The organism is Runella zeae DSM 19591 (assembly GCF_000423565.1).
Lineage (GTDB): Bacteria > Bacteroidota > Bacteroidia > Cytophagales > Spirosomataceae > Runella > Runella zeae.
Genome location: NZ_AUIF01000031.1, coordinates 39,675 through 66,635, shown reverse-complemented (window position 1 = coordinate 66,635; position 26,961 = coordinate 39,675). Strand labels below are relative to the sequence as shown.

General features: G+C 43.7%; 27 protein-coding genes. 23 read left to right on the top strand and 4 right to left on the bottom strand.

Annotation, left to right across the window (positions count from 1 at the left end; genetic code table 11):
• Position 1: 1 nt before the first annotated feature.
• From G563_RS0107935 to G563_RS38620, 14 genes are all read left to right on the top strand, one after another.
• The gene (locus G563_RS0107935) at positions 2-1,363 is read left to right on the top strand and encodes an FAD-dependent oxidoreductase (protein ID WP_084650800.1); all 1,362 of its coding nucleotides are present in this window, start codon (positions 2-4) and stop codon (positions 1,361-1,363) included.
• Positions 1,364-1,384: 21 nt separating this feature from the next.
• Positions 1,385-2,530 (top strand): hypothetical protein, encoded by a 1,146-nt coding sequence (locus G563_RS36805; RefSeq protein ID WP_157585155.1) that lies wholly within the window; start codon positions 1,385-1,387, stop codon positions 2,528-2,530.
• A gap of 47 nt (positions 2,531-2,577) precedes the next feature.
• A complete protein-coding gene (locus tag G563_RS0107925; RefSeq protein ID WP_028664852.1) occupies positions 2,578-3,969 on the top strand; it encodes a sulfatase family protein in 1,392 nt (463 codons plus the stop codon).
• A gap of 98 nt (positions 3,970-4,067) precedes the next feature.
• Positions 4,068-4,844: a glycoside hydrolase family 16 protein gene (locus G563_RS0107920; protein WP_028664851.1), complete on the top strand. Its 777-nt coding sequence runs from the start codon at positions 4,068-4,070 to the stop codon at positions 4,842-4,844.
• Between the two features lies 1 nt (position 4,845).
• Positions 4,846-5,727 (top strand): RluA family pseudouridine synthase, encoded by an 882-nt coding sequence (locus G563_RS0107915; protein WP_028664850.1) that lies wholly within the window; start codon positions 4,846-4,848, stop codon positions 5,725-5,727.
• A 266-nt stretch (positions 5,728-5,993) separates the two neighbouring features.
• On the top strand, positions 5,994-6,404 hold the full coding sequence (locus G563_RS0107905) for a DUF1801 domain-containing protein (RefSeq protein WP_028664849.1): 411 nt from the start codon (positions 5,994-5,996) through the stop codon (positions 6,402-6,404).
• Between the two features lie 32 nt (positions 6,405-6,436).
• The gene (locus tag G563_RS0107900; RefSeq protein WP_028664848.1) at positions 6,437-7,441 is read left to right on the top strand and encodes a 4-hydroxyproline epimerase; all 1,005 of its coding nucleotides are present in this window, start codon (positions 6,437-6,439) and stop codon (positions 7,439-7,441) included.
• A 26-nt stretch (positions 7,442-7,467) separates the two neighbouring features.
• A complete protein-coding gene (locus tag G563_RS0107895) occupies positions 7,468-8,454 on the top strand; it encodes an HNH endonuclease (protein WP_037326147.1) in 987 nt (328 codons plus the stop codon).
• The gene (locus G563_RS0107890; RefSeq protein ID WP_028664846.1) at positions 8,451-8,738 is read left to right on the top strand and encodes a hypothetical protein; all 288 of its coding nucleotides are present in this window, start codon (positions 8,451-8,453) and stop codon (positions 8,736-8,738) included. The genes G563_RS0107895 and G563_RS0107890 overlap by 4 nt, the downstream gene beginning before the upstream one ends.
• 415 nt (positions 8,739-9,153) lie before the next feature.
• Positions 9,154-9,483, top strand: coding sequence for a type II toxin-antitoxin system RelE/ParE family toxin (locus G563_RS0107885; protein ID WP_037326144.1), 330 nt, complete (start codon positions 9,154-9,156; stop codon positions 9,481-9,483).
• Positions 9,473-9,775: a helix-turn-helix domain-containing protein gene (locus G563_RS0107880; protein WP_028664844.1), complete on the top strand. Its 303-nt coding sequence runs from the start codon at positions 9,473-9,475 to the stop codon at positions 9,773-9,775. The genes G563_RS0107885 and G563_RS0107880 overlap by 11 nt, the downstream gene beginning before the upstream one ends.
• A gap of 319 nt (positions 9,776-10,094) precedes the next feature.
• The gene (locus tag G563_RS37945; RefSeq protein WP_157585152.1) at positions 10,095-10,262 is read left to right on the top strand and encodes a hypothetical protein; all 168 of its coding nucleotides are present in this window, start codon (positions 10,095-10,097) and stop codon (positions 10,260-10,262) included.
• Complete coding sequence (locus tag G563_RS38625; RefSeq protein ID WP_211235261.1) at positions 10,249-10,458, top strand: PIN domain-containing protein; 210 nt, start codon at positions 10,249-10,251, stop codon at positions 10,456-10,458. The genes G563_RS37945 and G563_RS38625 overlap by 14 nt, the downstream gene beginning before the upstream one ends.
• Positions 10,445-10,630: a PIN domain-containing protein gene (locus G563_RS38620; RefSeq protein WP_211235260.1), complete on the top strand. Its 186-nt coding sequence runs from the start codon at positions 10,445-10,447 to the stop codon at positions 10,628-10,630. The genes G563_RS38625 and G563_RS38620 overlap by 14 nt, the downstream gene beginning before the upstream one ends.
• 106 nt (positions 10,631-10,736) lie before the next feature.
• Here G563_RS38620 and G563_RS33975 read toward each other — a convergent pair whose 3' ends face one another.
• Positions 10,737-11,648 carry a cysteine desulfurase family protein gene (locus tag G563_RS33975; RefSeq protein WP_084650798.1) on the bottom strand — a complete coding sequence of 304 codons (912 nt, stop codon included), beginning with the start codon at positions 11,646-11,648 and terminating at the stop codon, positions 10,737-10,739.
• Positions 11,649-11,771: 123 nt separating this feature from the next.
• On the bottom strand, positions 11,772-12,449 hold the full coding sequence (locus G563_RS0107850) for a hypothetical protein (RefSeq protein WP_028664843.1): 678 nt from the start codon (positions 12,447-12,449) through the stop codon (positions 11,772-11,774).
• A gap of 113 nt (positions 12,450-12,562) precedes the next feature.
• On the opposite strand from G563_RS0107850, the gene G563_RS0107845 reads away from it, so the two are divergent.
• The 9 genes from G563_RS0107845 (at position 12,563) to G563_RS0107805 (ending at position 25,123) form a co-directional block, all read left to right on the top strand.
• Complete coding sequence (locus tag G563_RS0107845; protein WP_229598457.1) at positions 12,563-13,009, top strand: ribosomal maturation YjgA family protein; 447 nt, start codon at positions 12,563-12,565, stop codon at positions 13,007-13,009.
• Positions 12,994-13,752: an oxygenase MpaB family protein gene (locus G563_RS0107840; protein ID WP_028664841.1), complete on the top strand. Its 759-nt coding sequence runs from the start codon at positions 12,994-12,996 to the stop codon at positions 13,750-13,752. The genes G563_RS0107845 and G563_RS0107840 overlap by 16 nt, the downstream gene beginning before the upstream one ends.
• Positions 13,753-13,896: 144 nt before the next feature.
• Complete coding sequence (locus tag G563_RS0107835; RefSeq protein ID WP_028664840.1) at positions 13,897-14,592, top strand: 3-keto-disaccharide hydrolase; 696 nt, start codon at positions 13,897-13,899, stop codon at positions 14,590-14,592.
• A 14-nt stretch (positions 14,593-14,606) separates the two neighbouring features.
• Positions 14,607-16,010, top strand: coding sequence for a Gfo/Idh/MocA family oxidoreductase (locus G563_RS0107830; RefSeq protein ID WP_028664839.1), 1,404 nt, complete (start codon positions 14,607-14,609; stop codon positions 16,008-16,010).
• Positions 16,011-16,228: 218 nt separating this feature from the next.
• Positions 16,229-16,663: a hypothetical protein gene (locus G563_RS0107825; protein WP_028664838.1), complete on the top strand. Its 435-nt coding sequence runs from the start codon at positions 16,229-16,231 to the stop codon at positions 16,661-16,663.
• A gap of 85 nt (positions 16,664-16,748) precedes the next feature.
• Entirely contained in the window at positions 16,749-17,939 is a 1,191-nt protein-coding gene (locus tag G563_RS0107820) for a TolC family protein (RefSeq protein ID WP_028664837.1), read from the top strand.
• Positions 17,936-19,690, top strand: coding sequence for an efflux RND transporter periplasmic adaptor subunit (locus tag G563_RS0107815; protein WP_028664836.1), 1,755 nt, complete (start codon positions 17,936-17,938; stop codon positions 19,688-19,690). Before G563_RS0107820 ends, G563_RS0107815 begins: the two co-directional genes overlap by 4 nt.
• Positions 19,691-19,736: 46 nt before the next feature.
• Complete coding sequence (locus G563_RS33970) at positions 19,737-22,892, top strand: efflux RND transporter permease subunit (protein WP_037326139.1); 3,156 nt, start codon at positions 19,737-19,739, stop codon at positions 22,890-22,892.
• 182 nt (positions 22,893-23,074) lie between these two features.
• Positions 23,075-25,123 carry a heavy metal translocating P-type ATPase gene (locus G563_RS0107805; protein WP_028664835.1) on the top strand — a complete coding sequence of 683 codons (2,049 nt, stop codon included), beginning with the start codon at positions 23,075-23,077 and terminating at the stop codon, positions 25,121-25,123.
• A 19-nt stretch (positions 25,124-25,142) separates the two neighbouring features.
• Here G563_RS0107805 and G563_RS0107800 read toward each other — a convergent pair whose 3' ends face one another.
• Together G563_RS0107800 and G563_RS33965 are read right to left on the bottom strand one after the other, a co-directional pair.
• Positions 25,143-25,736: a hypothetical protein gene (locus tag G563_RS0107800; RefSeq protein WP_028664834.1), complete on the bottom strand. Its 594-nt coding sequence runs from the start codon at positions 25,734-25,736 to the stop codon at positions 25,143-25,145.
• Positions 25,737-25,750: 14 nt separating this feature from the next.
• A complete protein-coding gene (locus G563_RS33965) occupies positions 25,751-26,860 on the bottom strand; it encodes an efflux RND transporter periplasmic adaptor subunit (RefSeq protein ID WP_051210819.1) in 1,110 nt (369 codons plus the stop codon).
• Positions 26,861-26,961: the final 101 nt, after the last annotated feature.

Here is a 26,961-nt window from a genome sequence, read left to right as displayed (position 1 = left end):
CATGGAAAAAATAAAAAGAAGAACCGCGCTCGCTTCTTTGGGAAGTCTGATGACAGCCCCCGTTTTAGAAAAGGGTGAGTTTGTACAAGCACCTTATCAAATCAAAAAAACAATCCTCAAAACCGATATTTTGGTGATTGGGGGCGGTACGGCGGGGGTGATTGCGGCGATTCAGGCAGGGCGAGCAGGTCGTAAGACGATTCTCGTCGAAAATGGCAGCCAACTAGGCGGTACTACCACCACGGGTGGCGTGGCTTTTCCGGGGATTTTCTTTGCTTGGGGCAAACAGGTCATCAGCGGCATTGGCTGGGAATTGGTACAATCGGCGGTGGCTATGAACGACGACACTCTACCCAACTTTTCGATACCACATGGCCGCAATCACCCTCGACATCAGGTGCGGCTCAATGGGCAGCTGTATGCCTTGCTCATCGAAGAAAAATGCGTAGAAGCGGGCGTACAAATTCGCTTTTATGAAACGCCTACCAAAATTACGCCTCAAAAAAATGGGTGGCTGGTACAAACGATGGGCAAAGGAGTAATCGCCGAAATCGCTTGTAATCAACTGATTGATTGTACAGGCAATGCCTTCGCTACTTCTTTGGCGGGTTTTCCGGTATTGAGAGAAGCGGAGACACAGCCGGGTACTTTGATGTTTCAGATTGGTGGATATGACCTCAAAACTTTGGATGTGAAATTGATACAACAACGCTACCAAGAAGCCCTTGCTAAGGGAGAACTGGTAAAAGCGGATTTTCGTAACAATATCGTGGGACTGCTCAGAAGTGCTGGCGACAATATCTCGCATGTTTTGGGGGCAGATGCTACTACTTCCGAAACCCATACAGTGGCTAATTTGAAAGGGCGAAAGTCATTGCTAGATACGCTGCGCTTTTTGCGAACCTTGCCGGGATTGGAAAAAACCCACCTCATAGACATGCAAAACGAAACGGCAGTGCGTGAGACTTACCGCATTGACGGTCATTACAAAATTACCCACGAAGATTATGTCACGGGGAAGATGTTTGATGATTCGGTTTCGTATTCGTACTATCCTATTGATGTGCACGACGAAAATGGCGTAGTACCCGACCACCTCAAAGAAGGGATTGTGCCTACGGTGCCTCTGAGGGCGTTGATTCCCAAAAATAGTCGTAATTTTATGGTAGCAGGCCGCTGCGTAAGTAGTGACCGATTGGCCAATTCAGCTCTTCGTGTGCAGGCATCTTGCATGGGAATGGGTCAAGCCGCTGGCGCTACAGCGGTGTTGGCTAACCTTCAAAACAAAACACCTTTGGAGGTATCGATGAAAGATATTCGGCAGCTTTTGGAAGAGCACGGCGGCATTGTTCCCAAAGTTTAAAACAAGACTTTTTGATTGGTTTTGAAGAAGCCTATTTTCAAAATAACCTTACTGATTTTGTGGGGAGGCATCCTTAGTACCGTGGATGCCTCCGACAAAATTCGCTATTTTCAATCTCCTACCGTAAAGTTAGAACAAGATAAGGTCGTGTTTTATCTTGTTGATTTTCAGGAAGATTTAGGAGTTGATACTTTATTTCAGCTTCAATCAAAAGAGGCACTCCCCACGGCTTACTATCGACATATCCAAAGCAATGTTTGTTTTGATGGCAAATGCCGTATGCTCGTTGTCACGCTTTACTGGAACATCACAGGGCGCTATTTGGGATTTGAGTTGCCCAAAGGTGAATTTTTGAGCAAAACTGACCACGAGCCTTTTGTCAATGAAGAATATGAGCGGCTACACGCTTTATTGGCCGATTCGTTGTCGCCTTTAGGGACAATTGCGTACGAGGCTTTAGTGCCCAAGGCTTCTTCTGACTCCCAAAAAGTAGATGCTATTTCGTCGCCCACCGCGCCTGATGTTCTCGAATACATCATCAAAGGCGCCGCTTATACGACTTACAAACTTTGGCATTTTGTGTATGGAATTACGCAAAGCGAAATCCAACAAAAAACGGTAAGTGTTTTATCCCCTTCTTTATTGCTTCAAATTTTGGATAGCCCCGATTTGGGTGACAGGATATGGGCGCTCAATCACGCTACTCCTTATTTTACCGAGAATCCGTTGCTTACTTCCAAAGTACTTTCTCTCATTCACCAAGATGCTTATAATCTCTCCGAAACGGCGATTCGGGTACTTCCTTTGACCGACGAGACGGTCCAAACGGGTTTGACGGAGGTGTTTTTGAAGAGTAATTATGCCATTCAAAAATTGATTATCAACAAACTCAGACGTATGCAGTCCTTGACTCCCTCTACGGTCTATGCGTTGGCGTCGTCGTTATCGTTGCTTAGTGGGGAATTGGTCAACAATGTGTTGGCACTTTTTCAAAAAAACCAAGTAGAAGATGTCGAAATCGGGAAGTTGGTGGCAAAATTGTTGGAACATAAAAATGGTTTTATTGCCGATAAAGCTTACCAATTTTTGGTCAAACAAAAACACAAAAGTGGGGATACCGAGCAACAACTAAAGGTGTATTTGGCAAAAATTCAGTCGCAAAAGTAGAACCTGCGTGCCTGCGGCTTCTATTCAAAACTAAATTCTGTTTTCTGATGAAGTACTGTGGCTATCTGCTTCTTGTGGGGTGTTTGGGACTTTGTGCTTTTGGCATGATTGCTAAAACAAAACCAGCCGATGCTCGTCCCAATATTATTTTTTTGCTTACTGACGACCATCGCTGGAATTCATTGGGTGTGATGGGAAATACCCTCATCAAAACCCCTCACCTAGACCAAATCGCTACCAAAGGGATATTATTCAAAAACGCCTACGTCACTACTTCTATCTGTTGTGTAAGTCGGGCTAGCTTGTTGAGTGGGCAGTACATGTCACGCCACAAAATCGAAGATTTTAATACTAGTTTTACCCCCGAAGCTTTTCAAAATACCTATCCAATCCTGCTCAAAAGTGCGGGTTATCAGACAGGCTTTATTGGGAAATATGGGGTAGGAGTACCCAAAGAACAACCCGCCAAGGCTTTTGATTTTTGGGCGGGGTCTGACAAGCCTCAGCCCGATTATGAAATGAAAGACGCCCAAGGGCGATTTATTCATCATACCGACAAGGTCAACAACGATATTCAAGCGTTTTTGACCAATGTACCCTCCGACGCCCCGTTTTGCCTTTCGGTGAGTTTCAAAGCACCGCATATTCAAGATGGCGACCCACGGCAGTTTATTGTCCAAGAACGCTACAAAACCATGTATGCCCAAGACTCCATTCCCGAACCAGAAAAAGCAAATCCTAAATATTGGCAGTCGTTTCCAGATTTTTTCCGAACCGACAAAAACATCGCCCGCGAGCGTTGGTATCTTCAATTTGACGGCAATCGTATGTATCAAGAAAGTGTGCGTCAGTATTATCGGCTTATTAGTGGCGTAGATGAAGTAGTCGGAAATATGATGAAGACATTGCAAGACAAAGGATTAGCCGACAATACGGTGATTGTGTTTATGGGCGACAACGGTTATTATTTGGGCGAATACGGTCTTTCGGGTAAGTGGTTTGGTCATGAAGAGTCGATTCGGGTGCCACTTATTATTTATGACCCTCGTAATGCTAAATTGCAGAAAAAAGTGAATACGCAATTTGCGCTCAATATCGACATCGCTCCTACCATTGTGGCCTTAGCAGGAGTCAAGATTCCTGAGCAAATGCAAGGCATCAATTTGCTGGAAATGGTCGCAGGGAAAAACAAACGCCTCCACCGAGAAGAGTTTTTTTACGAACACACTTTTTTAGGAACACCCCGTTTGCCAAAAGTAGAAGGCGTTGTAAGAAAGGATTTCAAATACATGAACTATCTCGAACATGGCTACGAGGAATTTTATGACCTAAAAAAAGACCCTGACGAAAAGCGTAATGTAGCCAAAGAAGCGGCTTATCAGGCTTCCTTAACCCAAATGCGACAAAAATACCAAGATTGGAAAACCAAAGTGCGCTAACAATGGGATAAGGGCGGCTTTGAAAACCAACAACAAAGGAGAATATGTGTTTAAAAAAACGGCCTTTGCTGAAATCGCCTCCAAAGATAGTTTACCGTATGAAAAAATACCTCTTTGTACTTATGGCGGGCTTTTGGGGGCTTTTAGCAGAAGCCCAACGTCCTGCGCAGCCGCCAATGTCGCCCGAACGATATACGCCCGAAAAGCTTGGTTATCAGTTGTTTTGGGAAGACAATTTCGATGGCAATCGACTAGATGAATCCAAATGGAGCATACGAGGCATTGGCCCACGGGCGCTGGGGTATGTATCGGCCGAAACTGTGAAGGTAGAAGACGGGATGCTCAAAATCTACGCACTTCAGCGAAACGATAGCCTGCTCATCGGAGCCGTAGGAACCCAAGGCAAACTCATGACCAAATACGGCTATTTTGAATGCCGCGCACAACTCCAAAAGTCGCCAGGGGTGTGGGCTGCTTTTTGGATTCAATCACCCGATATTTCCAAAGGAGAAGACCCCGCCGTGTATGGAGCCGAAATTGATATTTTTGAATTTTTCAAAAAACTGGGTACCGACATTGTTTCGCACAATGTACACTGGGCGTATGGTCCCAACCAAAAATCCACCCGTGGGATGCAAAGTTACCTGAAAGGGGTGAGCGAAGGATTTCATACCTTTGCGCTGGAGTGGACTCCTGAGAAGTATTCGTTTTTTATTGATGGCTATAAATTTTATGAAGTCACGATGGGTATTTCGCGTATCGAAGAATACCTCATTTTGAGCATGGAGCTTCCTTCCGAAAAAAAAGATTTACAGCATACCGTCTATCCTGATGTATTTGTGGTAGACTATGTGAAGGTCTATAAAAAACCTTAAAATGTCTCAAGCGCCTATCTTGCTGACGGTGGCCGAGTCCGCCGAATTAATGGCTTTTTTGTTGATAAAACTACCCAACAAAAGTCGTAACAATATCAAAACCTTGCTGCGCGACGGGCAAGTATGGGTAGAAGGTAAGATGCAGTCGCAGTACAATTTTCCGCTTCAGGCAGGGCAGCGCGTGGAGATTCGCCGCGAAAAAACCGAACGTGCGCCCGCTTTGTCAGGGTTGACGATTTTGTATGAAGATGCGCATCTGATTGTGATTGACAAACCCGAAGGGCTACTCTCTATTTCGACTGGAAAATCGGACGAAAAAACGGCTTATAATCTTTTGAGTGCCTACGTAAAACGCCAAAATCCTGCCCACAAGATTTTTATCGTGCATCGCCTCGACCGCGACACATCGGGTGTGATGGTTTTTGCTAAAAGTGAAAAAGCCAAAGAACGCCTGCAAGCTTCGTGGGAACCTAGTACCAAAGAACGCACTTATTTGGCGATTGCCGAAGGAAAAGTGAGTGAGCCCAAAGGTACCCTTATTTCTTATTTGAAAGAAAGTAAGGCATTTGTTGTATATTCGACCCAAGACCCTAAACAAGGCCAAAAAGCAGTCACTCATTTTGAGGTTATTGCTCAAAGTCAAGACTTTAGTCTCTTGAAAATCAACCTAGAAACAGGTCGAAAAAATCAGATTCGGGTACATTTACAAGACTTGGGACACCCTATTGTGGGAGATAAAAAATATGGCGCAAGCTCCAATCCTATGCGACGACTGGGTTTGCACGCGTGGATTCTTGGGTTTGTCCATCCAATAACCAACGAAAAATTGCGTTTTGAAACAAAAGTACCTAGCCATTTTCGGGGACTTTTTCCAACCTTTTAGTTTTTTATCATCACCCAAATTCCTGTACTACTATGTCAAAAGATAAACCCAGCAAGGAAAAGAAAAAAGAGCCTGAAAAAAATCTAAAAGAAAAACGGGCTGAGAAAAAAGCCAAGAAAGAAGGCAAAAGCAAGAGTATGTAGTTTGCTATCCAAACGGCGGAATAATCCTCGGCATACCTGCCGAGGATTATTCATTTTAGGCGGGTTTTCGTCACTTCCCAAATCCTCTTAACTTTGTACTCTATCTTAAAAAATCCTACTATCATGGCAGAAAACAAAACCCAACCTACCGACAAAAGCGTGGAGGCTTTTTTGGAGAATATCATACCTCCTCAACGTCAGGCGGATAGCCGCACCGTAGCCGAAATCATGGAGCGTTTGAGCCAAAGCCCCGCTCGTATGTGGGGTGAGAGTATAGTGGGATTTGGTGATACTCACTACCAATACGCGAGTGGGCGTCAAGGTGATTGGTTTTTGGTGGGTTTTTCGCCCCGCAAACAAAACCTCACCCTTTATCTTACTTCTGGCATTGGGTATTTTGAGGAAGAATTAAAACGTCTTGGCAAGCACAAAACGAGCGTTTCCTGCCTGTATATCAATAAATTATCCGATATAAACCTGCCTGTTTTAGAAGCAATTATTCAAAAAGCACTCCGCCAAGCGGCGCTCAAGTAAATAGTTATCATCAACCCCAATTTATATTTTACGTGTCAGCCAAAACATTTTTTTGTATCGATGCCCATACGTGTGGCAATCCTGTTCGTTTGGTAGCGGGCGGTGGCCCGGTGCTCGAAGGCCGCAATATGAGCGAAAAACGCCAACATTTTTTGCGCGAATATGACTGGATTCGCAAAGGTCTTATGTTTGAGCCTCGTGGCCACGACATGATGTCGGGTAGTATCTTGTATCCACCCCACGACCCCGCCAACGACGTAGCGGTGCTGTTTATCGAAACCAGCGGCTGTTTGCCAATGTGTGGGCATGGTACCATCGGGACCATTACGATTGCCATCGAGCACGGGCTGATTCAGCCCAAAACGCCCGGCATCGTGCGCATGGAAGCGCCTGCGGGATTGGTGTTGATTAGTTATGTGCAAGAAGGCAATAAGGTAAAATCAGTAAAACTCGTCAATGTGCCCTCGTATTTGGCGGCGGAAGGCATCGAAGCTGAATGTCCTGACTTGGGTACGCTCAAAATGGACGTAGCATACGGTGGAAATTTTTATGCCATAGTGGATGTACAGGAAAATTTTCCCGGCTTGGAGCATTTCAAGGCGGAGCAACTCATCGGTTGGGCGCGGGTGTTGCGTCAGCGCATCAACGAAAAGTACAGTTTTGTTCACCCCAACGACCCTACCATCAACGGCCTGAGCCATATCGAATGGACGGGGGCGGTGATTGACCCTACGTCGTCGGCGCGCAATGCCGTTTTTTACGGCGACAAAGCCATCGACCGCTCGCCTTGTGGTACGGGCACCTCTGCCCGTATGGCCCAGTGGGCCGCCAAAGGCAAGCTAAAAAAAGGCGACCGCTTTGTTCATGAAAGCATCATCGGGAGCAAATTCATCGGTACGGTCGAAGACTACGCTACAGTAGGCAACTACGCGGCTATCATTCCGGGCATAGAAGGCTGGGCCAAAGTGTATGGTCTCAACACCATCACCATCGATCCCGACGACGACCCCTACGCACATGGTTTTCAGGTGATATAATCAAAGGTTTTTATAGGAAAAGAATAATGCAAGAAGAAAATCGGATTATTGGCTACTATATCCATGCTTTTGCGAATCTTCGGCGTGATTCAAAAAAAGGCGGTGCCCCTCACAAACCCGTTTTACTTCTTGCCATTATTAATGAATATGAATTAGGGCGTATCAAAGACAATCGTATTTTTATTACTCCTGAATTAACTCATTCGTTTTCTGTACTTTGGAATCAACTTGTAACGACTGAACATGACCAACGTTTTGCCTTACCGTTTTATCATCTTTCGGGCGAAAAGGGTAATTGGTGGAGACTAGTCCCTAATATTGGGTGTGAAATTTGGCTTGAAAACCCAGGCTCTATGCGAAGTTTTGGCAATTTGAGTGCCGCAGTTGCTTATGCTGAAATTGACCCAAACTTAACCTCTTTGTTTTTGAATAAGGAAAGTCGAGAAGTTTTAAAACAAATGGTTTTAAAAACATACTTTCCCCAAAAATCTATACAGTCAACTGAAAACCAGAAAGATGACTATTTAGATGATTTGAAAAACGAAGTTTTTGAACCTTCGGTGGAATACAAAACCAAATTATTGAACCTTAAAAAGCGTCTTGACCCCGAAACATATCAAATCGAAGTCTATAACCGAGGTGCGATTTTTAGACGTGAAGTAATTAAGATTTACGACGAAACTTGTTGTGTATCAGGACTTCGGGTTTCGGCTTTATTTACAATTACGATGGTAGATGCTTGTCATATTATTCCATTTGCAAAGGATTTTGATAATAGTTTAACAAACGGTATCGCCCTTTGCCCCAATCTCCACCGCGCTTTTGACCGAGGCTTAATTTCTGTTAACGATAGTTATGAAGTGATACTTTCCCCCTCCTTTAAGGAAAACGCCCAAAGTGAGTATAGTTTTTCAAAAATAGAAGGTAAAACAATTGCTTTACCAAATGATAAAGATTTTTGGCCGTCGTTGGCTAATTTTGAATGGCATCGTAAAAATGTGTTTAAAAAATGAGTGAAGAAACTATATACCCTCTAAAATGGGAAGGTGATGTAGCCATTGGAAAACAAGGAGATAGCTACGTTATGTATCAAGTTTTTGAAAATGGAGAGTTATGGATTTCAGGACCAAAATGGAAGCAGAAAAAAGACAAAAACGGTCAGCCAATTATTCATCCAAATAGAGTTTCAAAGCTTGGTACAAAAGAATATGCCACTTTAATAGCCGAAAATATAAACAAAGTGCTTAATTCTGAGCCGTTTACTAGCTTATATGCTAAAAGGGCAAAGAAGAAGTAAAGCTTTTTTTCTTAAAGTTTCTCTATCCGCTCTCCAATCCTTCACTTTGTTAAGCGGGTTTGCTTTTATCCCCAAAAACTTGGAGCCGTATGTATGACACTTTCCCCAAAATGATTTCAGACGCTTGCAGCGTGACAAATTTGGAGCCTCATGGGTGGGGAAACAACCTTTTTTCTCTATCAATATTACGCCCCTCTGGGGCTGTGTTTGTTCTCAGCCAAAAAGTTTTTGTCACTAACCTGTGAAAGATGCGTTTTTAACGTATAATGCTTTCCCAAAATGATTTCAGACGCTTACAGCGTGACAAATAAATCGTGGGTAACGAATACCTACAAAACCCTTCTGTGAATTAAAGACCGATAATATTGGAAAAAGTTGTCTAATTAAGCAACTTTGTGGCGTAAATGAGAGTTGTATGAGAAAAGTTGTCGCCTACAAGAATTACTTTTTAGAGTTTTATCAAGTTCAAACTGCCAAAGTACAGGAAAAAATTGAGTGGACTTTGGCATTGATTCGGGATTTACCTGTTATTCCTGAGAAGTATTTAAAGCACCTTGAAGGCAGCGATGGGCTTTTTGAGATACGAGTACAGGTAAGTAGCAATATTTATCGTATCTTTTGTTTTTTTGATGAAGGGCAGCTTGTAGTGCTGGGGAATGCTTTTCAGAAAAAAACACAACAAACCCCCAAACAGGAATTAGAAAAAGCAGCAAAAATTAAAAAAATGTATTTCGATGAAAAATAATCCTAACATCACTTCTTTAGAAGACATTTTAGACCTAAAATACGGTCCTCTTGGTACAGAAGCTCGAGAAAACTGGGAACAACGCTATGAAGCTTTCAAGATTGGGGTATTAATAGAAGAAGCCCGTAAGAGTAAAAATATGACTCAAGCTGAGTTAGCCGCCAAAATAGGGACTAACAAATCTTACATTTCACGTATTGAGAATGATGCTTCTGATATACGTCTTTCTACGCTTTTCCGTATCATACATGAGGGACTTGGAGGCCATTTAAAACTAAAAGTGGAGTTTTGATATTTATTAACTTTGCGTTTGTAATGTATAATGCTTTCCCAAAAACAATTTCAGACGCTTACAGCGTGACAAATTTGGAGCCTCATGGGTGGGGAATTACCTTTTTTCTCTACCAATATTACGACCCTCTGGGGCTGTTTGAGCTGGTTTTTGTTTAGTCTACAAGCCTTTGTCACTAACCCGTGGAAGATGCGTTTGTAACGTCTGGTGCTTTCTCAAAAACGATTTCAGACGCTTACAGCGTGACAAAAGAAAAAATGCTATGGCTTAGTGGAGTAATGATCTTTTTTGTAACTTCAATCTGCAAACAAAAAAAACGATGACAATCATACTAAAAAAAGGGATTTCACGCGAAGAGATTGATGCTCAGCTCAAAGCGGTTCAAAGTGCAAAGCCTAAGCATGATTTTAAAAAATATGTAGGTGCATTAAAATTGAAGGAAAACCCTTTGAAAATCCAAAAACGGATGCGTGATGAATGGGATTAACCTGTTGCTCGATACCAACGTTGTTCTTTATTTACTAAACGGAGATACCGTTTTAGAGTCTTATCTTCAAGATAAAAACTTTTATTTATCGTTTATTAGTGAACTGGAATTGCTTAGTTACAAGGAAATTACTCCAGAAGAAGAAATGGCGGTTCATTATTTTTTGAATGAATCGGCATTGATTGACATTAATTGACATTAATACGGGAATAAAAGAGATTACCAAGCAAATTCGCCGCAATTATCGGTTAAAACTCCCTGATGCTATTGTTGCTGCTACCGCAATTTTCTTAGGTATTGCCCTCATATCTGCCGACAATCACTTCAAACAAGTTAAAGAATTGACGTTTATTTTATACCAACCTTAATCCAAGCGGGTTCAAAAACCTTCGGGCTGCATCTCTAATGTATGCGTTTGTAATGTATAATGCTTTCCCAAAATGATTTCGGACGCTTGCAGCGTGACAAAAGAGTTTACATACCACTCATCGCCCGTAATTCGCCCACGACCTTCTTTACCATTTCTACCACTTGCGGGATTTCGGCATCAGTATTAAGTTGTTTTTCGAGTGTATCCCGTAGCTTGCCTATGCGTTCAGCATCGGTTTTAAGGTATCTTTGTGCAAGTTCGGCAGCCTTGCCCATGCCTACGATTCCTGCTACATTGAGTGTTCCCGAACGTTTGCCTCCTTCGTGGCCGCCACCGTGCAAGAGTGCTTCGAGTTTGACGCGATTGGGGCGTCGCTGCCGCACAAAAAGAGCCCCCACGCCTTTAGGACCATGAAACTTATGTGCCGACATTGGCATGAGGTCAATGCCCAATTCATCTACATTGAGTGGCAGTTTACCTACGGCTTGCGTAGCATCGGTCATAAAAAGAGCCCCCGCTTGATGGGTTATTTCACTAATCATTTTTAAAGGCTGAATCACCCCAATTTCATTGTTCACGGCCATAATAGACACCAAAATTGTATCTTTTCGTAAAGCAGAGCGAAGTTGATCGACGCTAATAAGCCCGTCAGACTGTACGGGTAGATAGGTGATTTCAAAACCCTTGGTTTCCAAATATTGACATACATCCAACACCGCCGAGTGTTCGGTTTGTACCGTGATGATGTGTTTCCCTTTGGAACTATACTGTTCAGCTACTCCTTTGATTGCCAAGTTGATAGCTTCAGTAGCGCCAGAAGTAAAAACAATTTCGTGAGGCTGCGCTTCTATCAAATCTGCCAACTGTTGACGAGCTGTTTTTACGGCATCGCTAGCACTCAGTCCAAAAGGATGCGTGCTAGCGGCATTGGCAAAATTATCAGTCAAAAACGGCATCATACTTTCCAAAACCTGCGGGTCGAGGCGAGTGGTAGCGTTGTTGTCGAGGTAAATCATTTGAATCAACACATATTAAGCTACAAAGATGGCAGTTTCTTTTGGTTTAATGTTTTTTGCTCATTACACATATTTCTGCCCTAATTGTTTAGCAAAAAACCTTTGCCTTTATCCTTGAGCCTACTACCGATAATGGTTGATGTAGATTTTGCTTACTTTTCCTTCTTTAAAATGCAGTTGTATTTCGTCCATTTGCTTAGGCCCCGTGGGATATGTAAAATACCATTGGGGAGAGCGAGTCATGCCAAGGTCATAGGGGGTGGCTAGGTTTTTGGTAAGGAGCGAAATACGTTCAAATTTATTAGAATAGGAGCTTAATTGTCTGATGTTTGCCAGTTTTTGGTAAAGTGAATTGACGTGGTCGCCTATCCGTACCGATGAATTTTCTTTCAATTTGGCCGGCCATTGGTTGAGTTTTGTACCACTATTGAGATAGATGGCTTTGACGGTTTGGCCTTCTATCGTTATCTGTACGCCCGAATCGGTTCCTTGTTTTTGGTCTAGCAAAATGTATTCATACAAAGGAAGGCGCTCTTGAAGCTGCCCCAAATCTGAATAGGTATTACTAACGATGTTTAAGAACGCCACTCCTTTGAGCGACTGAAGGGCTTGGATTTTGCTATAGGCATCAGCGGCATTTTCGTTAATATTGATTCCTAAATAGCTCCCTGTTTCGACACTATCACGGGTGACTTGATAAGGAATAGGGTCAATGATAATTTCGGGCTGTACCGTCGAGTCCAACTTACAGCTAGCCATCACTACGCTTATCGCCACGATTCCGATAAGATTGTTTTTCATAAAAATAGAAAGGTTGATTTTGATAGACAGACGCAATTGAGGGCACAAGAGGTTGGAAGACTTATATAAAAAAATAAAGGGCAGAAAGAGCCCTAAAAAATATATAAAGCCCTATGAAGCTAATTGTTTTTTATTTTACTTTGTATTTAAAAGTACTTTTTAATTTTTATATGAAATTCAATAAACCTTATCTTATCGTCGCGCTTATCTTGTTGATAACCGAAATAGCGATTGCCCTCTTTGTGGATGATAGCTTCGTTCGGCCCATTGGAGGTGATTTTCTGGTCGTTATTTTACTGTACGCTACCGTTCGGGGAGTGAGTGGGTTTGGCTCTTTCTCTGTATTGATAGGAGTTTTATTGTTTTCGTATTTAATAGAATTCTTGCAGTATCTCGATTTCGTAACAAGACTTGGGCTAGAAGACGTGCAAATCGCGCGAGTGGTGCTAGGAACCTACTTTTCTTGGATTGACGTGATTGCTTATACGGCAGGTGCTTTGTTTGTGTTGATTGTAGAAACGAAATTGAAACCTATTGTATCAAAATGGAATACTTTGTAGCTCCTGATTCTGTTGTAAGAAAAATCTGGGGAAAATCCGATACCATTCTGTTTATTTTTGCGGGTGCTTCTGCCGAATTTGCCCTCAATAAAGCCGTCGATTGGTTGTATTTTACGGGTAAGCTACCTTCCGACCCTCTAGGACGTTTGTTTTCGACGGTGGCTTATGCCCGTCAAATTGTTTTTTCAGAATATCACCAGGCCCTTGCTGCCATTGACAAAATCGCCTCTATCCATCAGGCCGTCGAGCAAAGTCGCGCTGCTCAAATTCCCGATTGGGCTTATCGTGATGTTCTTTTTATGCTGATAGATTATTCCATCAGGTCGTATGAATTGCTAGAACAAAAACTAACTGCTCAAGAAAAAGAAGAAGTCTTTGAGGTATTTTATAGGGTAGGGGCTAGAATGGGAATCAGAGGATTGCCCACCCACTTTGAAAGTTGGGAGCAAATGCGCGCGCAGCATCTTCAAGAAAATTTATTAGCAAGTCATTTTACTACCGACCTTTATCAACAATACAAAAAGCATCTAGGATTGCTTCGGTTTTTGATACTTAAGCAGGCCCAGATTTTGGTAGTGCCTCCCAAGGTGAATGCACTTCTAGGGCTGGGTAAGGTACCTTTGTTTGCGCCCGTTGTGAGGGGCTATCAATTTTTACGTTTGCTAAAAGCCGAAAATTATCTCAAAGACGTGATTTTGCCGGAAGCGTATAAGTCGCAAATTATGGCTTTGGATAAGGTATAACAACAGATTAATTAAGATTTCTCACGGTATATTTGGGTAAGAAATGCACCTATTAGACTTCTTATGAAGTAGTCTCAAAGGCGCATTGCCTTAGTAAGACCCCTCAAGCAGCAAACCAAATTCAATGCTAATTCGATATACTTTATGAAAATTAACTTTTTATTAGTGTCTTTATCGTTTTTGGTGTCAGTGGCTCAGGCTCAGACCGAAGGTGATAACACTTTGTCTAAAAAAGAAAAAGCCGAAGGATGGAAACTCCTCTGGGACGGCAAAACCAGCAACGGCTGGAAAAGCACCAAAGGTGATAATTTTCCCGCTACAGGTTGGAGTGTGGATGGAGGCGTGCTGAAAGTCCTGAAAAGTGCGCGTGGTGGAGATATCATTACGACCACTAAATACAAAAACTTCGTTTTGAAAGTAGATTTCAAACTGACTGAAGGCGCAAATAGCGGTATTAAGTACTTTGTAAGTCCATCAGGTATTGGGTGTGAGTTTCAGGTACTTGACGACGAAAAACACCCCGATGCCAAAGCTGGAGTAGAAGGCAATCGCACTTTGGGCTCCCTCTATGATTTGATTGCGGCGGCTCCCAATAAGCCTTATAAAAATGGTGAGTTCAATACCGCAATGGTTGTAGTCAACAACAATCACGTGGAGCATTGGCTCAATGGCGTCAAAATTGTGGAATATGAGCGTAATACTCAGATGTGGCGCGCTTTGGTCAATTACAGCAAATACAAAAAATACGCTGACTTTGGCAATGCGACCGAAGCCCCTATTTTATTGCAAGACCACGGAGACGAAGTTTGGTTTAAAAACCTCAAAATATTAGCAAAATAACAAATACCTATACTATGGCAACCAGAAGGGATTTTATAAAAAAAACCGGTATAGCGGGCACAGGGCTCGCGTTTTCGCAACTTAGTCCGGGGATTATTACCAACAAAAAAGCCGAAAAAGTAAAATTGGCTTGTATCGGTATTGGATTTCGGGGAGGGGAGATTATCAAGGAGTTGGACAAAACCGGCTTGGCCGAAATTGTCGCTTTGTGCGATATTGATATGGGCGCAAAGCATACGCAGGAGATCGCGGCCAAATTTCCCAATGCAAAACAATTCCAAGATTTTCGGAAGATGTTTGACAGCATGGGCAACCAAATTGAGGCGGTATCCATCGGGATTCCTGATTTTGCGCACTTCGTAGTGGCTATGCACGCGATGGCATTAGGCAAACACGTCTATGTCGAAAAACCAATGGCGCGTACTTTTCATGAGTCAGAATTGATGATGAAAGCGGCCAAAAAATACCCGAAAGTGGTGACCCAAATGGGAAATCAAGGTCACTCTGAGGCCAACTATTTCCAGTTTAAAGCGTGGAAAGAAGCGGGTATCATCAAAGATGTGACCAAAATCACCGCTCACATGAACTCGGCGCGTAGATGGCACGGCTGGGATACCAACATCAGCAGATACCCCGAAGCGCAGCCCATTCCTGCTACCTTAGATTGGAATACTTGGCACATGAATACCATGTATCATGATTTCAACGAAAAATACCACTACGGCAACTGGCGCTGCTGGTATGATTTTGGAATGGGGGCGCTCGGTGACTGGGGTGCGCATATTTTGGATACCGCGCATCAATTCCTCGATTTAGGCTTGCCTACCGAAGTCAACGCGCTCAAATTGGAAGGACATAATGATTATTTTTTCCCGATGTCTTCTACTTTGTTGTTCCGTTTTCCTGAGCGAAAAGGAATGCCGGCGGTGGATGTTACTTGGTATGATGGCGTTAACAATCAGCCTCCATTGCCAGACGGCTATGGTTTGTCGGAGTTAGATCCTAATATTCCGGTGGCAGCGGGTCAAAAAGTAAAAGAGGCCAAATTGAATCCGGGTAAGATTATTTATTCAAAAGATCTTATTTTTAAAGGCGGTTCTCACGGAAGTACTTTGAGTATTATCCCCAAAGAAAAAGCGTTGGAAATGCAATCTAAACTTCCTGTAGTGCCTCAAAGCCCTTCGAATCACTTCAAAAACTTCTTGTTGGCATGTCAAGGTGAAGAAAAAACACGCTCGCCGTTCGAAATTGCGGGGCCATTGTGTCAGGTGTTTTCGCTAGGCGTTCTTGCCCAACGGATGAATACCAAACTGCTCTTTGACCGTAATACCAAGACCATCACCAACAATGCTTTTGCCAATGCATTGCTGACGGGATTGCCTCCGCGTAAAGGATGGGAAGATTATTATAAAGTATAAGCTCTATAGCTGATTTAAGCTTTATCAAAACGAGTAAAGCTTAAATCCATAGCTAAGATTATTTTTGGTTTATCCCTAAAAAACCTTCCGAATTTAGCCTTGTAAGAGGCTAAACGGGAGGTTTTCTTTTTATGAAATTTAGGGTAAGACACAAAAAACTTTCCTGAAACCCTGTTGCACAGGTTTTTATCATATCTTTGGGCATTCTGATAAAAGTGATGCTCAAAAAGTATTTTCAACGGTCTCTTACACTCTTGCTCGCTACTTTTCTATTGGTGATTGGTAGGGGGTATGGCTCGTTGACGCATACATGTGAGCAGCACGGGCGGCATTTGCATCTTTTAGTAAATACCCAAAGTCAGGCTTGTGAGCATGAAGATGAAGAGCATGAACATCAAACGGAAGAAGGCTATGCTCACAATGAACACGAAACGGCTGATGTGCAGTTTGTTTCTATTCATGCAGAAACTATCGCCAAAAACCAACCCGAGTTTTCGGCTCCTTGGATTGGTTTTTTGACGTCTCAATACACTTTTTTAAAACTAGCTTTAAGAGCTACTCTCACTACAGTAGTATCTCCTCTTGAACCTCCTTCCTCTCCACGACCGTCGGGGCGGCAGCTTCTAGCTTGGGTACAGGTATTTTTGATTTAGACCATTGAAATCACGGCAATTGATACAGACCGCAGAAGCTTGCTGTCTGCTATGACTTATCATTTCCTTTCATTTCAATGTTGCTATGAAAAAAATCCTTTTCATGGGCGTGCTATTGAGCTGCTTATCGGCTCATGCACAGCAGCTTCTTACCGAAACTGAAGCTGTAGAAACTGCCCTCAAAAATAGTCCCGCCCTCAAAGCAGGGGCTTTGAATGTTCATCAAAATGAACAATTGGTTCGCTCGGCGCGCAATATTCCCAATCCTGATGTGACTTTCGACAGCCCTACGGGCGATTTCTATACTTTGGGTTTACAACAAACGCTAAGGTTTCCAACAGTTTATAAACATCAAGCACAGCTTCAAAGTCAACAAATCGGCTTAGCTCAAAAAGAACAGGCTATTACCCAAAACGACCTCAAATGGCGGGTAAAGTCGATTTATTTGATGATTCAGGCGGCGCAAGCGAATCGAGCGCAAATCGCCGCCCAAGATAGTGTTTACGACCAGATAAGGCTGGCCGCCAAGCGTCAATTTGAGGCAGGAACTATCGACAAACTAGCTTTGACTTTTGCCGAAATGCAAGCCGCTGAAGTACGCAATGCGCTGACCGAAGCTACTCAACAACTAACGACCGCCAAAGCTCAGTTGGCAGTTTTGATGCACGGAAATACTAAGGCAGAAGGTGGGGCGACAGAATTTAGGGTTTCGCCATTGGCTAGCATTCCAATGACTGCCTCTTTGTCTAGTGATTTTACCCAAAATCCAATTATCAAAGCGGCTGAACAAGTGGAAGTAATCAATCAAAAAACCATTGAGGTGGAGCGAGCCAATGCACTGCCGGGTTTTATGGTGGGGTATTATAACCAAGGTACGAGAGAGAGCAACTTGGGGTTGCGCTGGCGTGCAGGCGTGAGTATTCCGCTGTGGGCGGGGCAGTACAAAAGCCGCATCTCGGCTGCCCAAACAGGCTACGAAATAGCCAAACAGCGTACCGAAGCCCAAAAAGTATCACTTGCTACCGATTTACAAGCCGCCGAAGGCGAATTGATTCGCTATCGAAATACACTCAATTATTTTCAGGCCGTGGCGATTGGGCAGGCAGAAGAATTGATTTCGACGGCTCGTCGCTTATTTGAGAGTGGGCAGACGGATTACATAGGTTTTCTAAGAACTACCAATGATGCCTATAACATAAAACTGCGCTACTTGGATACGCTGCGCTCTTATCACCAAACTCTACTGACGGTCAATTATTTAACAGGAAATCTATGAAAAACATACAAATAAGCCCCCAACCCCAAAAGGGCTTTTTGAAAAAGTTGTTGTTGCTATGCTCCCTTTGGGGAATAGGGGGCTTTGCTTTTGCGCAGCACGTACACGCCGATGGTACTGTGCACGATGACCACGACCACGGGGCACACGAACCCGCTGCTGAACAAATCAAAATGAAGAAGTCGGAGGCCGTTTCTGAGCGTTACGAGCTGGTCTTAAAATATGAACATCTACATGCCAATGAAGACGGGAAACTGACGCTTTATGTGGCTGACCCGCTCACTAATCGGGCCATTAGTAATGCCAAAATTGCTATTACGGCTTCGTTGGATTCGAAGGCTACTTTTGAGGTAAAGCCCAAAGAAGCAGGGATATACGAAATTACGTCGAGGTTTAGCAGAGAGCGGAAATTTGTGCTAACGGTCAAAATAGAGGCAATCAATGGCCCTGATGTGATACTGTTAAAAGAGGTATTGGTAGGGCATGATGAATCCGAGCACGTGCATGGAGAAGCGGATGTAGTAAAAGCTTGGTATCAAAATCCCTATGTATTGGCAATAGGTGGGTTGATTGTAGGAATGGTATTGATGTTTTTTTTGATGCGGATTCGCCACAAAAAACTCTTGATGATTTTATGGGTAAGTGGGTTGCTATTGCCTACGGCGCGTTATCAGCCTAGCCAAGCCCAAGACGATGGCCACGACCACGGAGGAGAAGGCAATAAAACCAGTGCTGTAATGACCGATGAGTTTGAAGTTCCTAAAGAAACACAGTTTTTGTTTGAGGTTTTGACGGCTAAGGTAGAAACGGGCGATTTCCGCGAGACAACGCAGCTCTACGGAACGGTGATTCCGGCCTCGACAGGTATGGCTGTGGTGCAAACACCGCAGGTGGGGCGGATTGTGTCGCTCAATGCGCGTGTAGGGCAGCGCGTCAGTAAGGGGCAGACTTTGGCGGTTTTAGAACAAAATATCGATGCTAGTACGCAAGTAAGCTTGCAAGCCGAGCGCAACAACCTTGAAGCGGAACTTTCGGTAGCTCAAAAAGAGTACGATCGCTTGAAAAAAATCGAGGACATCGCGGCCAAAAGAGAAGTGGCAGAAGCCGAAGCAAGGCTAAAAAAAGCCCAAGAAAACCTCAAGGTTTTCAACAACATCGCTCAAAGTGGAAAAGGCAACAGCCGCTTAATTGCCCTTACTGCTCCCATTACGGGCGTGTTGGCTCCTTTCGTGGTGGCTATCGGCTCTACCGTAGGCTTGGGCGAAACGCTCTTTACCGTTACCAATCTCAGTAAAGTATACGTAGAAGCGCAGGTGTTTGAACAAGACGCCGAAAAGATTCGCGCTAGTGCCGGCTTTGAAGTGGTATGCCAACGAGATTTTGATAAACACCAGACTAGCAGAGTGCGTTTGCTTTCGTCGGCGCAAATGGTCAATGCCAACCAATCACAGAAGGTGTTGTTTGAGGTAGAAAACCCCGACGGTGATTTCAAAATTGGAGAATACGTCACGGTGAGAGTACAGGCCAAGCAAGACTCAAAAACCTTGGCCTTGCCCAATGCAGCACTCAATCAAATCAATGGAAAACCCTGTGTTTTTATCAAAGAAGCACCCGAACGTTTTCGGGTGGCGTATGTGGCTACAGGGCACAACAACGGAACCGCTACGACCATTTTACATGGACTAGATTCAGGAGAAAAAGTGGTAGTATCGTCTGCGTATCAGTTGAAAATGATTTTCTTAAATCAATGAGAAAAGGCCCGTTTATTTCAAAAGTTTCTTATCAGAAAATATAAAAATGCTTGATAAAATCATTCGATTTTCGCTGCACAATCGGCCGATTGTGTTGGCGGCAGCGGCCATTTTACTGGTTGCTGGTACTTACATGGCACTGCGTATTCCGATCGACGTCCTGCCCGACTTGAATCGTACCCGAGTCACCATTTTTTTGGAATCAAACGGCCTTGCACCCGAAGAAATCGAGACCCAAGTAGTACTACCTGTAGAGACAGCCCTCAATGGCGCGCCTGGCGTGGAAGCTGTGCGGAGTAGTTCGGCGATTGGACTGGGCATGGTGTATGTAGAATTTGACTGGAATACCGACATCTATCGTGCTAGGCAATTGGTGGCCGAAAAACTCCAAACCGTTTCGCTGCCGACGGGTATCATGCCTATCATGGGGCCGATTACGTCGGTAATGGGGCAGTTTATGTACATTGGCCTTAGTGCCGATAAAACCACCACTCCGGCTGAATTGCGTACCTTGGCTGATTTTACAATACGCCGTAGATTGCTCACTATCAAGGGTGTATCTCAAGTGATACCCATAGGAGGCGACCGTTTGCAGTACCAAGTACAGGTATCAAGTGCCAAGCTCAAACAATTTGGGGTAGGACTCGACGAAGTCGAAAAAGCCCTCGGGCAAGCCACTCGCAATACCACGGGGAATTTTTATTATGAATACGGCACCGAAGTCTTGATTCGAAATGTAGGAAGAGCCGAGTCGCTAGACGACTTGGGGAATACTGTCATAACAAGCCGCAACGGGCAGCCTATCCTACTTAAACAAGTAGCAGAAGTGAAGTTTGGCGCGGCTTTCAAACGAGGAGATGGCAGTATCAATGGAAAACCTGCTGTAATCATGGCGATAGAAAAGCAGCCGGGTGCCAATACCGTGGCACTTACCAACGAAATAGAAAAAGCCTGTGTCGAATTGCAGCAAGCTTTACCCAAAGATGTAAGACTGAATCCCAAGATTTTTCAGCAAAAAAACTTCATCGAAAACTCCATTAACAATGTTGTCGAGGCGTTACGAGATGGCTTTATATTGGTAGTGGTTATTTTGTTTTTGTTTTTGATGAATCTACGCACCACCGTTATTACCCTTACGGCTATTCCGTTGTCGTTGGTGATTACGGCTATTATTTTTCAATTGCTTCATGTTTCTATCAACACCCTTACACTCGGAGGATTGGCAATTGCGATTGGAGAATTGGTAGATGACGCCATTGTAGATGTCGAAAATGTCTTTCGTCGATTGCGCGAAAACAAAGCTTTAGGCAATCCTAAGTCTACATTACGAGTGGTGTACGAAGCAAGTTCGGAAGTTCGGAATTCGATTGTGTATGCCACTGTTATCGTAGTATTGGTTTTTGTGCCTTTGTTTTTCATGGAAGGTATCGAAGGCCGCATTTTCGCACCTTTGGGCATTGCTTATATTACGTCTATTACGGCGTCGTTGTTTGTGTCGCTCACGGTTACGCCCGTACTGTGTAGCTATTTGTTAAGCAGTAAAAATCAATCAACTCAGCACAAGGGTTTTTGGGGCAATTTTTTGGGTGCCGAAGGGCATCAAGAAGACACAAAAATCGTATGTTGGCTCAAGAAACAAGATACTAGACTTCTAGATTGGGCTTTACAACGCCCCAAGTCTATCATAGGAGCGGCAATTTTGATGATTGTGATTTCAATGGGAGCGATTCCTTTTTTTGGTACAGAATTTTTGCCTCCTTTCAACGAAGGTTCTTTTACGATAAATCTCATTGCTCCACCCGGTACTTCTTTGGAAGAGTCGAATCGGATGGGGACATTGGCCGAAAAACTCATGTTGCAAGTGCCAGAGGTCGAATATGCAAGCCGTCGAACAGGACGAGCCGAGCTAGACGAGCACGTGGAGCCGGTGAGCCGTTCGGAGATCGAAGTAGCCCTCAAAAGTGAAGTCGAGCGGAGTCGGGAGGAAATCATTGCCGATATTAGAAAAAAACTGTTGGTGATCAAGGGTGTAAATATCAGCGTAGGCCAACCGATTTCGCACAGAATTGAGCATTTGCTATCGGGTGTACAGGCACAAATAGCCCTAAAGCTTTACGGCAACGACCTCACCGAACTGAGAAGTAAAGCGGGTGAAATCAAGAATGTGATGCAAGGAGTAGCGGGTGTCACTGACCTCAACATTGAGCGACAAGTGATGGTGCCTCAGCTTTTGATTCGAATCAAGCGTGATGCCCTCCAACGCTATGGGCTACAAGCGGGCAAAGTGGCGGAAGAGTTGGAGGTTTTTTATAACGGTAAAGTAACGGGACAAATCTATGACGGACAAAAATCTTTTGATATTCTGGTTCGGGCCAACGAACAAGAACGTTCTAATCTCGAAGCGATTCGCAATACCCAAATCAGTACTCCCGACGGGAGGCTTGTGCCTCTGGAGCAGATTGCGGACATTGAGCAAACCGTGACTGTCAATCAGGTAATGCACGAAAATACCCAACGCCGTATGGTGATTTCGGCTAATGTCCAAGGGCGAGATTTGGGAAGTGCGGTTGACGAAATCAAGAAAAAAGTGGGTCAGTTGCAGCTGCCCGCTGGTTATTATGTGGTATATTCTGGTTTGATAGAAAGTCAGTCGTCGGCTACTCAGTTGATTGCGCTTTTAAGCATTTTTTCCATTTTGGGAATCTATTTGGTGCTTTTTTCCCACTTCAAATCAAGCCGTATGGTGTTGCAAATCATGCTAAATGTACCTTTAGCGCTTGTGGGTAGCGTGGTAGCGGTAAGTCTTACGGGGGGAGTGTTTTCGGTGGCTACGTTGGTGGGTTTTATTACACTGACGGGGATTGCGAGTCGCAACGGTATCATGATGATTTCGCATTATATCCATCTCGTAGAGCATGAAGGAGAGACTTTTGGAAAGCATATGATTGTGCGTGGATCGTTGGAGCGGCTTGTGCCAGTGTTGATGACGGCCTTGGTGGCGGCATTGGCTTTGATTCCGCTGATGCTAGACCCCCAAGCGGCGGGCAAAGAGATTCTCTATCCTGTGGCTACGGTGATTTTAGGAGGATTGATTTCCAGCACATTGCTAGATATGATTGTGACACCTGTGGTATTTTATGCCTTTGGAAAAAGGGCCTTAGAAACCTACTTTAGCGAAAAACGTAAGGTGAAGGAGTTTTAGCTATGCTCTAAAATAAAGGCGGGATTTTTGTACAAAGCCATTGTTTCCCCAGCCTAAAGGCTGGAGTTAGAATATCAAAATTCTGCGTAACTACTTACTATTTTTCAAAATTTATTTTTGATTTAAGTATGAAAGTAGAATTGGTTTTTTTGTTGTAATGATTTGTAAATCAATGTAGTGTTATGGAGCATCAGCATATTTATGACGCACAAGGCAAGCAGCTTTGTGGTGTTCAGGAAGAACAAATATATACTAAAGCAGGAGCAAAAGAGCTACTCAAAGATGATACTTGCTGCACTACACATCAGCATGATGAACACCATGATGATGATGATGGTCATGACCATGAGCATTCGGCAGGAAACCAAACGACTTTCCAGCTATTTTTACCTTCTGTCATTTCGTTGGTATTGTTGCTAATCGCCATTGCTTTAGATCAATGGATTCCTCAAAACTGGTTTGGAGGATGGATACGTATCGTCTGGTATTTAGTAGCGTATGCGCCGGTTGGACTTCCAGTCATAAAAGAGGCTTTTGAAAGCATAACAAAAGGTGAGATTTTCTCGGAATTTTTCTTGATGACCATCGCTACAGTCGGGGCCTTTGCGATTCAAGAGTATCCAGAAGGGGTGGCAGTAATGCTTTTTTATGCGGTTGGAGAGGTATTCCAAACTTTAGCAGTAAAAAGAGCCAAGGGCAATATCAAAGCCTTGCTAGACCAGCGCCCCGATGAAGTTACGTTGGTGATGGACAATCGTCAAACTCACATTGTAAAGGCCGAATTCGTAGAAATTGGCGCTATTGTTCAGCTCAAAGCTGGCGAAAAACTGGCTTTGGATGGCGTGCTCCTTTCTGACAGTGCATCTTTCAATACGGCTGCTTTGACGGGTGAAAGCAAACCTGATACTAAAACCAAAGGAGAAGGCGTGCTGGCTGGAATGATAAATCTCAACGGAGTAGCTCAAGTAAAAGTCACTACTGCCTACAAGGATAGCAAATTGAGTCGTATCCTTGAGTTGGTACAAAACGCCGCTGCTCAAAAGGCTCCCACTGAGCTTTTTATTCGCAAGTTTGCTAAAATATATACTCCTATGGTGGTGGGGTTGGCGTTAGGTATTTGTTTGTTGCCTTACTTTTTTGTGGATACCTATGACTTCAAAACATGGTTGTATCGTTCCTTGATTTTCTTGGTTATTTCCTGCCCTTGTGCCTTGGTGATTTCTATTCCGTTGGGGTATTTTGGAGGAATAGGCGCTGCATCGCGCAATGGCATTTTGTTTAAAGGGAGTAACTTTTTAGACATAATGGCCAATATTCAGCATGTAGTCATGGACAAAACAGGAACCCTGACCAAAGGGGTCTTTAAAGTGCAGGAAGTTGTTTTTAAAGAAGAATTTGATAAAATCAAAATGCTTCAAATGGTCAATACTTTAGAAAGCAAAAGCACCCATCCAGTAGCTACGGCGATTCATCAATATGTGGGGGCAGCGGATGTCTCTATCCCACTTCAGGAGGTGGAAGAAATAGCGGGACATGGCCTAAAAGCCATCATTGAAGGCAATGAACTGTTGGTTGGTAATTTTAAATTGATGGATAAGTTTGGGATTCAGTATGATGTAAATCCTCAAAGTATTGTTGATACGCTCATTGCAGTGGCTTTCAATAAAGCATTTGTGGGTTATCTGACGATTGCCGACGAAATCAAAGAAGATGCTTCCCAAACGGTGAATGCGCTAAAAAAATGGGGAATAAAAGTAACGATGTTGAGCGGTGATAAAAGTACGGTGGTACAGGCCGTAGCCCAGAAACTCGCTATCCTAAATGCTTTTGGAGATTTGTTGCCCGAAGATAAAGTAAACAAAGTAAAGGTTCTTAAAGCCAAAAACGAGACTGTCGCTTTTGTGGGAGATGGCGTAAACGATGCTCCAGCGATAGCCCTGAGTGATGTGGGCATCGCAATGGGAGGTTTGGGAAGTGATGCTACCATCGAAACCGCCGACATTGTTATTCAGGATGATGCACCCTCCAAAATTCCGATGGCTATTCATATCGGAAAACAAACCAAACGCATTGTGTGGCAAAATATCAGTTTGGCATTTGGAGTGAAAGCGATTGTGTTGATATTAGGGGCAGGTGGCCTCGCTACGATGTGGGAGGCTGTTTTTGCAGATGTAGGAGTAGCCTTATTGGCTATCTTGAATGCTTATCGGATACAAGGACTAAAAGTATAAGAAATGAGCGGAGAGGATGTTAGTAACTGTCAGGCAAAGGCTTTTGATGAGCCGTGGCGTATATGTCTATCAGCAAGGGCTTATGAGTAGTGGTGGAGGTATCCAAAATCCTTTTCCATCGTACTTTTTGTAATAAATTGAGAAAATCAAAATCGTTTTTATAAGCTTCTTTTATTTTCTTTTGGCTCAGCCACACAAGTGTATCTAAATGATTTTTGCTAAAAAAATAGGTGAAATTGGTACTTCCTTCTCCCCAATCATGACGACGATAAAGCCATAATCCATCAGTGGAAGAAGGGGATAGGGCGTAATAGGAAACGATTTCTACGAGCTGATGCTCACGATAACACCAATCGTATCCTTCTTCACGATAGCCAAATATTTCGGTCAGTTTGTAAGTATAAGTAGAGTCAGGAGTGACGAGTTTTAAGCGATTCATTTTGGGTAAGCGTACATGAAACCCTTTGGTTTTATTCATAAACGGATGCGTCAGCCGATGATGTAAATAATCGTCTAAAGTAAGATAAACACCGTTGGTTGGGAGAGAAGTGGGAAGCTGGGCATAGAGAGGCACTACCCACCAAATCACTCCTATGGCGAACCAAATTTTCATGAATGAGCTATTGATTATTGGACTAAGGTTCCTTCTTTGAGGTCATCTCGCGGATTGAGCAGAATCTTATCGTCGGCATTGAGATTTCCAAAAACTTCGGTGAGCTCGCCTGATTGTTGGCCTTTTCTTACATCTACAAACTGGGCACGTCCGTCTGTTACTCGGACAATATACTGTCGTTCGGTAGAGGCAATGACAGCCGATGAAGGTACGGTCAGTGCGTTGGGAGTTCCTTCAGCAGAGAGAATTACTTCTGCAAACATACCAGGCTTGAATTTGCCAGCGTTGTTTGGGACGTCAATTTCGACAGTTTCGGACCTAAACTTTTCATTCATGTTACTAGCTCTTCGGCTGATTTTTTCACGGAAAGTTTGATTGGGCAGAGTATTTACCGAAAACGAAACAGCATCTCCTTTTTTTAGGCTCATGGCGTAAGTTTCGGGTACATCTATGACCAGACGAAGAGGGTTTTGCTGTTGTAACACCATCATAGGGCCTTCCATTTTTGCTCCTAATCCTACCAATGCCCCCGGATGCACATTCCGCTCTGTAATGATACCATCAAAAGGAGCCGTGACAGTGAGATAAGATTTGATTTTGGTCAAGGCACGTAAATTGGCTTCTTCTCCAAGTAGAGAGGCGCTATCGGCCATCATGCGGGCGTGAGCCGTTTCCAAATCTAAGGCCGAAACCGAGCCGGGTACCTTACTGCTAGATTTGAGGCGGCGATAGTGCTCTTTGCTTGCTACGAGCAGGGCATTGGCTTTGAGGGTATTTGAGCGAGCCGCTACGAGTCTTTCTTCGGATTCGGGAGAGTCCAGAATCATCAGCACTTGGCCTTTGCGTACGATGGAGCCCCTATCGACCAGTACTTGCTCCACAAACCCATCGGCTTTTGGATAAATATTCACCTCTTGGAAAGCCTTAAATTCGGCGGGGAGCTGCACCATTTGCCCCACTTTTTGGCGAGAGGGTGTCCCAATTTCGAAATTAATTTTGGGCTTATCTTTTTTCGTAGACTTTTTACGGGCTACCTCGTCCGACTCAGAAGACGTACAATGAATAAGAGTAGGTATCAGCAACATTGCTGTTACTACACTATAAATGCTTTCAGAGATTCTCATGTGATTTAAGTAATTGAGAAAAGTTTTTAGGTATTTTAAGTCGCTAAACATTCTGATTTTGAGTAAATAATCTCAAGAAGTGAAGCGCCATTAACTGTTAA